General features: G+C 72.8%; 10 protein-coding genes. 5 read left to right on the top strand and 5 right to left on the bottom strand.

Features of this window, described 5'->3' with window-relative positions; genetic code table 11:
• Nucleotides 1–84: 84 nt before the first annotated feature.
• Nucleotides 85–1,233 (bottom strand): FUSC family protein, encoded by a 1,149-nt coding sequence (locus tag MCM47_RS43400; protein ID WP_238864130.1) that lies wholly within the window; start codon nt 1,231–1,233, stop codon nt 85–87.
• Between the two features lie 393 nt (nt 1,234–1,626).
• A complete protein-coding gene (locus tag MCM47_RS26025) occupies nt 1,627–1,932 on the bottom strand; it encodes a hypothetical protein (RefSeq protein ID WP_238864129.1) in 306 nt (101 codons plus the stop codon).
• Between the two features lie 305 nt (nt 1,933–2,237).
• Between MCM47_RS26025 and MCM47_RS26020 the strand changes: the two genes are divergently transcribed.
• The 3 genes from MCM47_RS26020 to MCM47_RS26010 all read left to right on the top strand — a co-directional run bounded on the left by MCM47_RS26020 (nt 2,238) and on the right by MCM47_RS26010 (nt 6,416).
• Nucleotides 2,238–2,537 carry a YciI family protein gene (locus tag MCM47_RS26020; protein WP_238864128.1) on the top strand — a complete coding sequence of 100 codons (300 nt, stop codon included), beginning with the start codon at nt 2,238–2,240 and terminating at the stop codon, nt 2,535–2,537.
• Nucleotides 2,538–2,736: 199 nt separating this feature from the next.
• Nucleotides 2,737–4,386 (top strand): phosphoglucomutase (alpha-D-glucose-1,6-bisphosphate-dependent), encoded by a 1,650-nt coding sequence (gene pgm, locus MCM47_RS26015; RefSeq protein ID WP_238864127.1) that lies wholly within the window; start codon nt 2,737–2,739, stop codon nt 4,384–4,386.
• Between the two features lie 374 nt (nt 4,387–4,760).
• A complete protein-coding gene (locus MCM47_RS26010) occupies nt 4,761–6,416 on the top strand; it encodes a phospholipase D-like domain-containing protein (RefSeq protein WP_238864126.1) in 1,656 nt (551 codons plus the stop codon).
• Nucleotides 6,417–6,499: 83 nt separating this feature from the next.
• Here the strand turns inward: MCM47_RS26010 and MCM47_RS26005 are convergent, their stop codons facing one another.
• Nucleotides 6,500–6,787: a hypothetical protein gene (locus MCM47_RS26005; protein ID WP_238864125.1), complete on the bottom strand. Its 288-nt coding sequence runs from the start codon at nt 6,785–6,787 to the stop codon at nt 6,500–6,502.
• Between the two features lie 448 nt (nt 6,788–7,235).
• On the opposite strand from MCM47_RS26005, the gene MCM47_RS26000 reads away from it, so the two are divergent.
• Nucleotides 7,236–8,285, top strand: coding sequence for a hypothetical protein (locus MCM47_RS26000; RefSeq protein ID WP_238864124.1), 1,050 nt, complete (start codon nt 7,236–7,238; stop codon nt 8,283–8,285).
• 347 nt (nt 8,286–8,632) lie between these two features.
• Here MCM47_RS26000 and MCM47_RS25995 read toward each other — a convergent pair whose 3' ends face one another.
• Together MCM47_RS25995 and MCM47_RS25990 are read right to left on the bottom strand one after the other, a co-directional pair.
• The gene (locus MCM47_RS25995) at nt 8,633–9,295 is read right to left on the bottom strand and encodes a response regulator transcription factor (protein WP_238864123.1); all 663 of its coding nucleotides are present in this window, start codon (nt 9,293–9,295) and stop codon (nt 8,633–8,635) included.
• On the bottom strand, nt 9,270–10,442 hold the full coding sequence (locus MCM47_RS25990) for a sensor histidine kinase (protein ID WP_238864122.1): 1,173 nt from the start codon (nt 10,440–10,442) through the stop codon (nt 9,270–9,272). Before MCM47_RS25990 ends, MCM47_RS25995 begins: the two co-directional genes overlap by 26 nt.
• 175 nt (nt 10,443–10,617) lie before the next feature.
• Between MCM47_RS25990 and MCM47_RS25985 the strand changes: the two genes are divergently transcribed.
• Nucleotides 10,618–12,897, top strand: coding sequence for an MMPL family transporter (locus tag MCM47_RS25985; RefSeq protein ID WP_238864121.1), 2,280 nt, complete (start codon nt 10,618–10,620; stop codon nt 12,895–12,897).
• Nucleotides 12,898–13,033: the final 136 nt, after the last annotated feature.

Genomic DNA, 13,033 nt, shown 5'->3' with positions numbered 1-13,033 from the left:
TGCACGGCCAGGTCGCCCTCGCTGACCGTGACGCCCCCGGGTCCCCACGGATCGAATTGCGGCCGTCTCGAAGTCCCCGGCGAATCAGGCGGGGTGCGGTGAAGCCTTGGCGGTACGGTGCGCGGCGCGTTTGCCGAGCAGGCCGGCGAGCAGCATGACGAGGACGCCGAGTCCGGCGCCGCACAGCGTCCACAGCACCCGGTAGCCCTCGGCGGCGTAGTCGGAGGGTTGTGGGAGGTCCAGCAGGATGAGGACGGCCGCGGCGATGGCTGCGCAGTAGTAGGCGTAGTTCCAGAAGCGGATGGCCGCGCCGTGCATGAACAGGATGAGCGCGACCACTTCGAGTCCCCGGGTGACCGCGAACAGTCTGAGTCCGTGTTCACTGGTGGGGATCAGCAGAACCAGCGCGGCCGTGACGGCGCCGATCAGGGCGCCGGCGAGGCGCTGGGCGGCGACGACGGTGCTCTGTTCCAGGCTGGGCTTCATGGCGACCATGGCCGCGATCGGCATCCACAGGCCGTGGTCCAGGTTGAGTCCGAACGCGAGGGCGACGGTGGCGAACATGACCAGGGCGCGGATCACCGCGAACATGATCATCGGCGCGGTCAGTTTCCGCCGCGTGGTGTCGCCGGGGAGCTCCGCGACCGGCTGGGGCCGGTCCCGGCGCCCGTGGATCAGCCATCCGATGAACGTGATCAGGATCCACAGCGCCGACCCTCCGGCCCACGCGACCGCCTGGGCCCAGATGTAGCTGGTGATGTGGGCGGAGTGGTGGAAGCTGTAGCCGAGGGCGAGGGCGATGATGAACCAGATGTTGAGGAGCAGGGCGTTCACGAATCTTCGGACGCCGAACGCGGCCATCAGGCCGGCCGCCAGGGTGACCACGAAGGCCGTCAGCGCCATCCAGCCCCAGGCCTGTCCGCCGATGCCGAATCCCAGCGCGGTCACGCCCGCGCCGATCAGGCCGAAGAGGGCCAGGTGCCAGGCACGCCTCCCGTGGCCGCCGCCCGGGTCCTCCAGTGCCGCGAACAGGAGCCCGAAGAGTGCGCTGAGCAGGTACTGCTCGTACCCGATCGCCCAGAAGACGACGAGCGGCACCAGTGCGACGTCCAGGAACATCACGGCCCGCGGCCAGTTGATCCCCGCGGGGTCGAGCGCGAAGACCTTCGCCGGCCAGCTGGTGGTCCTCCCCCCGTGAACAGGGTGTGATGGTTGTCCGCTGGTACTGGTCACGGTCGCCCTCGCTCGCCCGGAGTCGTCGAGTGTGCTGCTCTACAGGTCCATGAGCCGGCGGACCTCGTCGTCCGTCAGGTGGTCGGAAGGAGGCGAGGTTTCGTGCGGCACTGCCGTCCACCAGCAGCTCGTTGCGCTCTTTCGGGCCCTGGAACGGACAGTACGGACCCTGGGGGGTGTTCGGCACGCGGACTTGCTCCATCCCGGGAACGACCACGACCCCGACGTGTCCCGGCCGGGTGACCCGTTGGTCGTCACCCTTCCCGGCTCCCGTCCTGGGAAAGCCCTCGGCCCGGCGTGCCCGGCCGGCGCGTCCACCGGTGCGCGGGCCAACGGCCCGCCCCGGGGTGCGGGACCCCGGGGCGGGCCGACGCCCACGACAGCCGACGGCCCCTACAGCGCCTGACGGGCCGCCAGTGCCCTGGCGAGCACCTTCGCGCGGAACGGGTTGCGCTCCTCCAGGGCCTGTGCCACGGCGACCGCCTCGTCCAGCAGTGATGCCCGGGCCTGGGGCAGGTCGCGCAGCGCGGGCGAGCCGGCCGCCTCCACCAGCACGTACGCCAGCTTGGAGCCGTACACCTCCGGCGCGACGGAGGTCATCAGCCGGTACACGCCCAGTGCGTCCGGGCCGCGGAGGACCCGCCGGTCGGTAGTCGTCAGCAGCATCCGGGCCCGCAGCACCGCATCCTGGTCCACCATCTGTTCCCCCTCGCTCGGCCACTCGTCCTCCCGGCCGCCGGGGCAGCACGACGTGCGTCCCGGCACCCGGGACGGGCGCCGGCACGGGGCCGGGGGAGTGGATGCCGACGAGTCTGCGGGGTCGACGCGGTGCCGGACAAGGCCGGTCGGGCGTGTGCTGAGTCCTACCGGAGACACTCCTGACCTGGCATGATGTGGTCTGACACGCTGCCGCGGCCCTCCCCGGCGGCGCCGGGATCCCGCCGAAGGCGTCGGCCCCCGCCACCGCTGACGCCGCGCCGGGGGCGACCGGCTAGCCTGACGGCATGTTCGTACTGGAGCTGACGTACACCGCGCCCCTGGAGCGCATCGACGCCGTGTTGCCGGAGCACGTGACCTGGCTGAAGGGGCATTACGAGGCCGGGACGTTCCTCGCCTCGGGGCGCAAGGTGCCGCGGGACGGCGGGATGATCCTGGCCGTCGCCGAGGACCGCGCGACGATCGAGGCGATCACCGGCAGCGACCCCTTCACCCTGGCCGGGCTGGCCGAGTACCGGGTGACGGAGTTCGTCGCGACCACCACCGCCCCGGCTCTGGACGCCTACCGCGAGCAGCTGCCCGCCTGACCGTCGCGGCCGGGGGAAGCGGATCCTGCCCGACCGGCTCCTGCCCCTGCCCACCCCCGCTCCGTTCCGTCACCGCCCGGTTCCGTGCCCGGTACGGGGCGGGGGCATGTTCTGGTTACGATCGGTGAGCACGGGGCAGGACGCGCCGGGCCGCGCGACCGCGGCCGGCGCACGGACAGGGAACAGGTGGGAGACACCCATGGCACACGCACGGGCCGGCCAGCCGGCACAGCCGGACGACCTGGTCGACGTGGCGCGGCTGGTGACGGCGTACTACGCGCTGCACCCGGACCCGGAGGAGCCGGGCCAGCGGGTGGCGTTCGGCACTTCGGGGCACCGCGGCTCCTCGCTGGACGCGGCGTTCAACGAGGACCACATCGCCGCGACCACCCAGGCGATCTGCGAGTACCGGGCCGAACAGGGCATCACCGGCCCGCTGTTCCTCGGCGCGGACACCCACGCGCTCTCCGAGCCCGCCCAGGTGACCGCGGTGGAGGTGCTGGCCGCCAACGGCGTCGACGTCCTCCTGGACAGCTCCGACGGCTACACGCCGACCCCGGCCGTCTCGCACGCGATCCTCGCGCACAACCGCCGCCGCCCGCAGGCCCTCGCCGACGGCATCGTGGTGACGCCCTCGCACAACCCGCCGCGCGACGGCGGTTTCAAGTACAACCCGCCGAGCGGCGGGCCGGCCGGCTCCGAGGCCACCGGCTGGATCCAGGACCGCGCCAACGCGCTGATCCGCGACGGCCTGCGGGGCGTCAAGCGGGTGCCGTACGCGCGGGCACTGGCCGCCGCCACCACCGGCCGCCACGACTTCCTCACCACCTACACCGACGACCTGGTCTCGGTGCTGGACCTGGACGCGGTCCGCGCGGCCGGCCTGCGGATCGGTGCGGACCCGCTGGGCGGCGCCTCCGTCGCCTACTGGGCGCGGATCGCCGAGACGCACCGCCTCGACCTGACCGTGGTCAACCCGGTCACCGACCCGACCTGGCGGTTCATGACGCTGGACTGGGACGGCAAGATCCGGATGGACTGCTCCTCGCCCGCCGCGATGGCCTCGCTGATCGGCCGCCGGAACGAGTACGCGATCGCCACCGGCAACGACGCCGACGCCGACCGGCACGGCATCGTGACCCCGGACGGCGGGCTCATGAACCCCAACCACTACCTGGCCGTCGCCGTCGACTACCTCTACCGCCACCGCGCCGACTGGCCGGCCGACGCGGCGGTGGGCAAGACCCTGGTGTCCTCCTCGATGCTGGACCGCGTCGCGGCCGACCTCGAGCGCGAGCTGGTCGAGGTCCCGGTCGGCTTCAAGTGGTTCGTGGACGGGCTCCTGGAGGGCTCGATCGCCTTCGGCGGCGAGGAGTCGGCCGGGGCGTCCTTCCTGCGCCGTGACGGCGGCGTCTGGACCACCGACAAGGACGGCATCCTGCTCGCCCTGCTGGCCTCGGAGATCACCGCCGTGACCGGCCGCACGCCGAGCGAGTACTACCGCGACCTCACCGAGAAGTTCGGCGCCCCCTCCTACGCGCGGGTGGACGCCCCGGCCGACCGGGAGCAGAAGGCGCTGCTGGCGCGGCTCTCCCCGCAGCAGGTGAAGGCCGGCGAGCTGGCCGGGGAGCCGATCACCGCCGTCCTCACCGAGGCGCCCGGCAACGGAGCGGCCATCGGCGGCATCAAGGTGTGCACCGAGAGCGCCTGGTTCGCCGCCCGCCCGTCCGGCACCGAGGACGTGTACAAGATCTACGCGGAGTCCTTCCAGGGCGACGAGCACCTCGTCCGGGTCCAGGCAGAGGCCCGCGAGCTGGTGAGCGAGGTCCTGGCCGGCCCGGCGAGCTGACCCCGCACCGCGCGGGCTCCCTGCACCCGCGCGACCCTGCTGCGCCCGGGCCCGTGCACCCCTGGGCGCCCGCGCCTCGTGCCGCGTCCCCGTCCGGTATCTCCGGGCGGGGACGCTTCGTTCCGGCCACCGACCGTTCCGACGCGGCGTCAGGACGGGAGGGCCGGTGAGCTGCGCCGATGCGTCCCAGCCGGTCGGCGGGGGCCGAACGGCGGGTCTGTTTCAAGCCGGGTGACTCATTGTCATGGGCAGATTAGACATCAAGTTACTTTCCGGTAATCTCGGGTCGTCCCACGGGTGAACCATGATCCACCCGCAGCGGTGAACCATGATCCACCGCAGCTCCCCCGCAGCTTCCTGAAGGAACCACACACGTGTCCCTGTCCTGGTCCCGCCGGTCCGGCCGCCTCGTGCGGGCGGCCCTGGCCGCCGCCGCAGCCACCACCCTGCTCGCCGTCGTCCCGCCCCTGCCGGCTCACGCCGACACCGCGTCCGGCACCGCGGGGGACGCCGCCGACACCGCCCATCTCGACGCGGTCGAGCGCGCTCTGCGCGAGGTGGCGCCGGGCCTGGAAGGCACGGTCTGGCAGCGGACCGCGGGCAACAGCCTGCACGCCGACGCCGGGAACCCGGCCGGCTGGCTGCTGCAGACCCCGGGCTGCTGGGGCGACGCCGCCTGCACCGACCGCCCCGGCACCCGCGCCCTGCTGGACCGGATGCGGGCCGACGTCTCCGCCGCCACGCGAACGGTCGACGTCTCCACCCTGGCGCCGTTCCCCAACGGCGGCTTCCAGGACGCCCTCGTCGACGGGCTCAAGGCCTCCGTCGCCGCGGGCAACCGGCTCCAGGTCCGCATCCTGGTCGGTGCCGCGCCGGTCTACAACGTCAACGTCCTGCCGTCCCGCTACCGCGACGAGCTGGTCGCCAAGCTCGGCCCCGCCGCCGGCTCGGTCACCCTCACCGTGGCCTCCATGACCACCTCGCGCACCGCGCTCTCCTGGAACCACTCCAAGCTGCTGGTGGTCGACGGCCGCAGCGTGGTCGCCGGCGGCATCAACGGCTGGAAGGACGACTACCTCGACACCGCCCACCCGGTCTCGGACGTCGACCTCGCCCTGACCGGCCCCGCCGCCACGTCCGCCGCCCGTTACCTGGACACCCTGTGGGAGTGGACCTGCGGCCGCACCGGCGTGTTCGACAACGCCTGGTTCGCCTCCAGCAACGGCGGCTCCTGCCGCCCGTCGCTGGAGCGGGACCTCAACCCCGCGGCGCCCGCCACCGGCACCGTGCCCGTGATCGCGGTGGGCGGCCTCGGCGTCGGCATCAAGACCGACGACCCGTCCTCGGCGTACCGTCAGGGACCGGTCCCCGGCGTCTCCGACACCAAGTGCGGGCCGCTCGCCCTGCACGACAACACCAACGCCGACCGCGACTACGAGACGGTGAACCCGGAGGAGAACGCCCTGCGCGCGCTCGTCTCCAGCGCCACCAGCCACGTCGAGATCTCGCAGCAGGACATGAACGGCACCTGCCCGCCGCTGCCCCGCTACGACGCCCGGCTCTACGAGCTGCTGGCCGCCAAGCTCGCGGCCGGCGTCAAGGTGCGGATCGTGGTGAGCGACCCGGCCAACCGCGGCGCGGTCGGCAGCGGCGGCTACTCGCAGATCAAGTCCCTGTCCGAGATCAGCGACGTCCTCAAGTCCCGGCTGACCGCCCTCACCGGCGACCCGGCCAAGGCCGGCGCCGCGCTCTGCGGCAACCTGCAGCTCGCCTCCTTCCGCGTCGCCGACGCCCCCACCTGGGCGGACGGCCACCCGTACCAGCTGCACCACAAGCTGGTCGCGGTGGACGGCTCGACGTTCTACATCGGTTCCAAGAACCTCTACCCGGCCTGGCTGCAGGACTTCGGCTACGTCGTCGAGGACAAGCCGGCCGCGGCCCAGCTCGACCGCGACCTGCTCGCCCCGCAGTGGCGCTACTCCCGCGCCGCCGCGACCGTCGACTGGACGACGGGCCTCTGCAGGGCCTGACGCCCCGGCGTGACCCGTCGCGCGCCCCGGACCACCGCGTGGTCCGGGGCGCGCGGCCGTCCTACCGGTGGGTGCGTCGCAGGTCAGGATCGGTCGTCGAGCAGACCCGCGTCGCGGGTCCGTTCCCGGGAGCGGCACGGGAGGTGACGGCTCAGCGCGTCACCGCAGTTGGCGGCGGCGAGTCGGCGGAGCACCTCGGCGATCCGGGTGGTGAGGGGCCGGGCCCAGGAGCGCAGGGCGGCCTCGGCGCGGGCGTCGGCACGGACGACGGCGGCGGCGAGGCCGCGGCCGGCGCGGAGCAGCGCGGCGGCCACGCGGACGGCGCTCCGGCAGGCGATCTGCAGGGGACGGGCGAAGCGGTTCACGCGCATGCAACGTGTCGGTGACCAGGGTGGTTGTGGTCGGAGCCGGACCCGCGGACGCACGGGCCGCAGCGCGCGCCCCTCGCCCGCGCCGTGCACCTCGGTGCACCCCGAGCCCCCGCACACCGCGCGCCCGGCCCCGCACGACGCTCCACCGACCACTGGATGAGTACGCGCAGTGGTCCCCCTCCGGCCAGCCGCTGCCGCAACCGGGAGCAGGCCGCGCGAGGGGCAACCGCGCGTGTACGGGTCCCATGACGCCATGGGCTCCGTCACATTCTCGGCGGTCGCCATCCCGCTCACCTCGATACTTTCCTGTAGGTGGTTACCTCACCAGCAAGTGGCTACTTACCGATAGAGAGTGACCAGGTCAATCTGGGTTCGTCACGCCGCGAGGCGCTCACCCCTCGTTCCATGACCGTGTACGACCCTGCCATCACCCGGAAAGTTGCCGACCATGTCCTCCCGCACAGTTCCCCCGCACACCGCGTCCACCCGCGCCGCGTCCGCCCGTACAACCGTCCGCGTCATCGGGCGGCGCGCGCTCGTCGCCCTTACCGCCACCTCCGCGGCCCTGACCGCGTTCACGCTTCCCGCGACCGCCGCCACCCCCGGTGGCCCCGCCCACGCCTCCCAGGGCGGGAACGGCGACCAGGCGATCACCCTCGACGGCAGCCGCGCGTTCCCCGAAAGCGTGGCGGCCGACCGCCACTTCGTCTACGCCAGCAGCATCGGCGACGGCACCGTCTACCGGGGACGCACCGGGGCGACCACGCTCGAACCCTTCCTGCCGGCCGGCCAGGACGGCCGCACCCAGGCCACCGGCATCAAGATCACCGGCAACCGCCTGCTGGTCGCCGGCGCGTTCACCGGGCGCTTCTTCGTCTACAGCACTTCCGGGAGGCTCGTCGCGGCCTACACCGTCCCTGATACCGGCGAGCAGACCCTCGTCAACGACGCGGCCGTGGCCCCCAACGGGGACGTCTACATCACCGACTCGCTGCGCGCCGTGGTCTACCGGATTCCGGCCGCCGAGGTGGACGGCCCCGCCACCGGCGCCCACCGGACCCTGCAGGTGGCCTACCACCTGCCGGACTACGTGGCCGGCCAGTCCAACGGCAACGGCATCACCACCGCCCCCGACGGCACGTCGCTGATCATCGGCTACTGGTACAGCGGCGCCCTCTACCGGCTCGACCTCACCACCGGCGATGTCCGCAGGATCGACGCACCGCCGCTGCCCAGCGCCGACGGCATCGTCCGGCGGGGAAACACCCTGTACGTCGCGCGTTCGGTGAACAACGTGGTCACCGAACTGCGACTGTCCGCCGGGAGCACCCGGGCAGTCGTCGTCTCCGAACGCACCTTCCCAGGCGCCGACACCACCACCGGCGTCGCCGTGAGCGGGGGCCGGCTGCTGGTGACCAACTCCCAGATGGACACCTACCTCTACGGCGGACCGCTGACCAGCCCGGCCTTCACCATCGAGAGCCTGCCGCTGCGCTGAGGCCCGGTCGGGGACGCCCGACGCGCGGCGCGGGCCCTGACGCGGACAGGTGCCGGGGTCCGCGCCGAAGGCCAGGGGGCCATACGAAGGTCATGCTGATCTGCTCACGGCAGTACGTTCCAGAGCTGCGACTGAACGTCACTGATGCCCATGATCACCCGAACTTGCTCGGACAGTGAGCGTTTTCAGGGCGGGCACCGATCGGGTGACGGCGGGGTGCTCCGGCGTGAGGGCAGAACGAACGAGGCTCCCGGGCGGTTGAGCGAGATGTCTCACGTCTCAAGCAACCGGCCAGGGAGCCTCGTTGGTCACCTACCCTGCCGCACTGGACCTGCCCCGCACCCGGCTCAGCTTCCGGGGAGGATGCGGCGCGTTTCGTAGGCCCACATCGCGATCTCGACCCGGTTGCGGGCGCCGAGTTTGGCCATCAGGCTGGCCAGATGCGTCTTCACCGTGCTGAGGCTGATGTGCAGTGCATCGGCGATCTCGGTGTTGGTCAGCCCGCGAGCGACGGCGAGGAGCACCTGCTCCTCGCGGGCGGTGACGGGGGAGACCGGCTGGGCCGGGGGCCGGCCGGCGGGCAGGTCCGCGAATGCCCGGAGCAGACGGACGGTGACGCTGGGCGCGATGAGCGCCTCACCGCCGGACGCCGACCGTACGGCCTGGGCCAGGAGGTCCGGTCCCGTGTCCTTGAGGAGGAATCCGCGGGCGCCAGCACGCAGCGCGCCGTAGACGTACTCGTCGAGGTCGAACGTGGTGATGACGACCACGGCCAGCGGGTCGGCGACGCCCGGGCCGGCGATCAGCCGGGTGGCCTCCAGCCCGTCGAGTACGGGCATCCGGATGTCGAACAGGCAGACCTCGGGGCGTAGTTCGCGGGCCAGACGGACCGCCTCCCGCCCGTCGGCGGCCTCGCCGACCACCTCGATGCCGGGCTGGGCATTCAGCATGATCCGCAACCCGGTGCGGATGATCGTCTGGTCGTCAGCGACGAGGACGCGAATGGACACCGCTCTCGTTCCTCGCTCTCGGCAGTTCGGCGTCGACATACCACCCCCGGTCGTTACCCGGGCCGGCTCGAAGTGTGCCGCCGAGCAGCGTCGCGCGCTCGCGCAATCCGGTGAGTCCGTATCCGTCGCGACCCCGGCCGGTGCGCCGGCCGTTGTCGCGCACGCTCACCCGTACCGTGTGCCGTTGCTCGGAGACCCGGACGACGACCTCGGTCGCGTCGACCGCGTGGCGCAGCGCGTTGGTCACCGACTCCTGCACGATCCGGTAGACGGCAGCGTCCACGGCCGGGGGCAGCGCGGCCAGCTCGCCGTCGAGCCCCAGGTCGACCTTGAGGCGACCACCCGGGGTGCGCACCAGGCGCTCCAGGTCCGCGACGCCGGCAGGCGGCGCCAGTTCGGCGCCGACCCCGCGGTCGCGCAGCGCGGCGACCATGGCGCGCATCTCCTCCAGCGTGCGCGCCCCTTCCTCCTCGACCCCCTCCAGCGCCTCGACGGCGGCGGACGGGTCGGTGCCCGCGAGCACCCGGCCCGCCTGGGCGATGATCACCATGGCGGACACGTGGTGGGCCACCGTGTCGTGCAGTTCCCGGGCGAGCTGCTCGCGCTCGCGGGAGCGCACCTGCTCCAACTGCCGCTCGCGAGCGGTCCCCCGGAACCGCACGGCAGCCCCGAGCACGCCGGGCAGCAGCAGGAAGACGTAGCCCCCGACCTTGTCGACGACCGGGGTGTCGTCCGTGACGACACACAGCGCGCCGACCACGAGGATCAGCGCGCCGCCCAGCACGATCTCCCGTCCCGATCCCCACCGGGGCAGCGCGTACACCAGCACGAGCACGACCGCGCCGGTGTACAGGCCGACGGGCTCGTGCCGTGCGGCGACGAGCGAGGCCACCGGAAGCAGGACCACCGAGCCGAACGCCAGCGTCACCGTCGCCAGCGGGCGGGTCCGGCGCCACAGGGGCAGCAGGCACAGCCAGACGGCGTACACCACCGCCACCGGCCGCCACACGACGTCCTCCCGCAGGGTGGCCTCCAGCGCCACAGCGGCGAGGCACGCGGCGAGCAGCGCCCAGTCCCGCCGCACCCGGGCGGGCGCGCCGGGCGGCCGGGGTTCGGTCCACAGGGTTCGCAGGTCGTCTCGGAGCACGGTTCTCAGCCTACGGACCGCTGCTTGCCGCGCATCGGCCGAAAGGACGGGTCGTCAGTCCGCCCCGGGGCCGACGGATCCGCGGCCCGCGGGCCGATGCCGCGGAGCGCCGTGGCGACGAGCCTCGACATCGGCGGCCGTACAAGGACGGCCGGCGAGGTGGTTGGAGGACCCGATGCTCTCGAAAGCCCTGTTGCGCCTGGGCGCAAGCGCCGCCCGCCATCCCTGGCGGGTGATCGCGGCATGGCTGGTCGCCGCCACGCTCGTCGTCCTCGCCGCCGTCGCCTTCGGCGGGCGGAATGCGGATTCGATGACCGCTCCGGGACTGGACTCCCAGCGGGCCGCGGAACTGATCGAGCGGGCCGGCACCGGCCAGGAGGGGATGACCGCCCACGTGGTCGTCACCCCCCTCGACGGCGCCGCGACGTTCTTCGACCACGACAGCGCGCGCACCGCTCTCGCACGGCTGCAGACCGAGGTGCAGCGGCTGCCGCACGTGCTCGGCACGAGCGACCCGGCGGGGGCACTCGACGCGGCCCGGGACACCACCGTGCGCGGCGGCCTCGTCTCGGCCGACGGGCGGATCGCGCTCGTCCGCGTGCAGTACCCCGACCAGAGCCGGCTGTCGGCCGAAGACCTCCATGCCCTCGTCGATCTCGGCGACCGGCTGCGCGCCGAACTGCCCCTGCGCATCGAGATGGGCGGGACCCTCTTCTACGCCTTCGCCGACCCCGACGGCGGCGTGAGCGAGCTGATCGGCCTTCTCGCCGCGGCCGCGATCCTGTTCCTGGCGTTCGGTTCGCTCGTCGCCGCCGCGCTGCCGATCGGCATGGCGGTCTTCGGGCTGACCGTCGGGGTCGCCACGATGACGGTACTGGCGGGAGTGACGGACGTCCCCACCTTCGCACCGGTCCTGGGCAGCATGGTCGGGCTCGGAGTGGGCATCGACTACGCGCTGTTCGTGCTCGCCAGGCACCGGGAGTACCTCGCCCGCGGGCTCGATCCGCACGAGGCGGCCGGACGGGCGGTGGTCACGGCGGGGCGGCCCGTGGTCTTCGCCGGCGGCACCGTCGTCGTGTCGATCCTCGGCATGGCGGTCGCGAACGTGCCGTTCATGACGGTGGGCGGCCTTGCCGTCTCGATCGTCGTCCTGACCATGGTGCTGGCGTCGGGGACGCTGTTGCCGGCCTTCCTCGGCGTGGCCGGCCCGCGTCTGGGCCGGGCCAGTCGGATCGGCGGGGCACTTCGGGCGTGGCGGCCGGGCCGATCCGGCCGGCGGCAGGACACGGAGGCGGGCGCCGCCCCCGCCGCCGGGTGGCGGCGCTGGATCGGGCACGTCAGCCGGCACCCGGTGCCGTACGCGCTCGGCGCGGCGGGGCTGCTGCTGACGGCGACGCTGCCCGTGCTCGGCCTGCGCGTCGGCCTGCCCGACGACGGGTCGCTGCCGCGGAGCCGTACCGAGCGCCGCGCGTACGACCTCGTCGCCGAGGGGTTCGGCCCGGGTACCAACGGTCCCCTCGTCATCGCCGCGGACCCCGCCGGTGATCCGGAAGTGCTGGACCGTCTCGTCGGGGCGGTCGTGGCGGATTCGGGCATCGCCTCCGTCGCGCCGACGCACATCGACCGGGCCACCGGCATCGCGACCCTGGTGGTGTTCCCGACCAGCGGTCCGCAGGAGAAGAGCACGGCCGACACCGTCGCCCGGCTGCGCACCGAGGTGCTGCCCACGGCGATCGGGCACGGCCCGGCGAGGGCCCACGTCGGCGGCGCCGCCGCGAGCCTGTCCGATGTCGGCCGACGCACCAGCCAACGCCTGCCGGTGTTCGTCGCCGCCGTGCTGGCGATGTCGTTCCTGCTGCTGATGCTGGTCTTCCGTTCGGTCCTCGTACCGCTCAAGGCGGTATTGCTGAACCTGCTGAGCATCGGCGCGGCCTACGGCGTCATGGTCGCGGTCTTCCAGTGGGGCTGGGGAGGCGCACTCATCGGGCTGGAAGCGACGGTTCCGATCGTGTCGTTCATCCCGATGTTCCTCTTCGCCATCCTGTTCGGCCTGTCGATGGACTACGAGGTGTTCCTCCTCTCCCGCGTCCGCGAGGAGTACCTGCGCACCGGCGACAACGGCACGGCGATCGTCGAGGGTGTCTCGGGCACCGCCCGGATCATCACCTCGGCCGCCCTCATCATGGTGGCGGTCTTCCTGTCCTTCGCCGTCGCCGAGGACCCGTCCGCCAAGATGTTCGGGCTCGGCCTGGCCACCGCGATCTTCGTCGACGCCACGGTCGTACGCATGGTGCTGGTGCCGGCGACCATGACACTCCTCGGCCGGGCCAACTGGTGGCTGCCGAGGTGGCTGGACCGGATACTTCCCCGAGGCCCGGTCGGCATCGACGCCGCCGACGACACTGACGTGGAATCCACGGGCGAGGCCCCTCGTCCACGGCTGGTTGACCGTTGACTCGACCCCTTGGCCGCCCTCGGGGTCCGGCACCTCAGCGCGCCACCTACGGCGCATGTCGAGTCGTGATCACCGGGTGGCTGGTAGACCCGCGCCCGATGACGGCGATCCGTACCTCCTCAACTTCGGCCACGGG

The sequence above is a fragment of the Kitasatospora sp. A2-31 genome (assembly GCF_022288725.1).
Classification (GTDB): Bacteria; Actinomycetota; Actinomycetes; order Streptomycetales; family Streptomycetaceae; genus Kitasatospora.
This window is presented reverse-complemented; position numbering and strand designations above follow the sequence as displayed.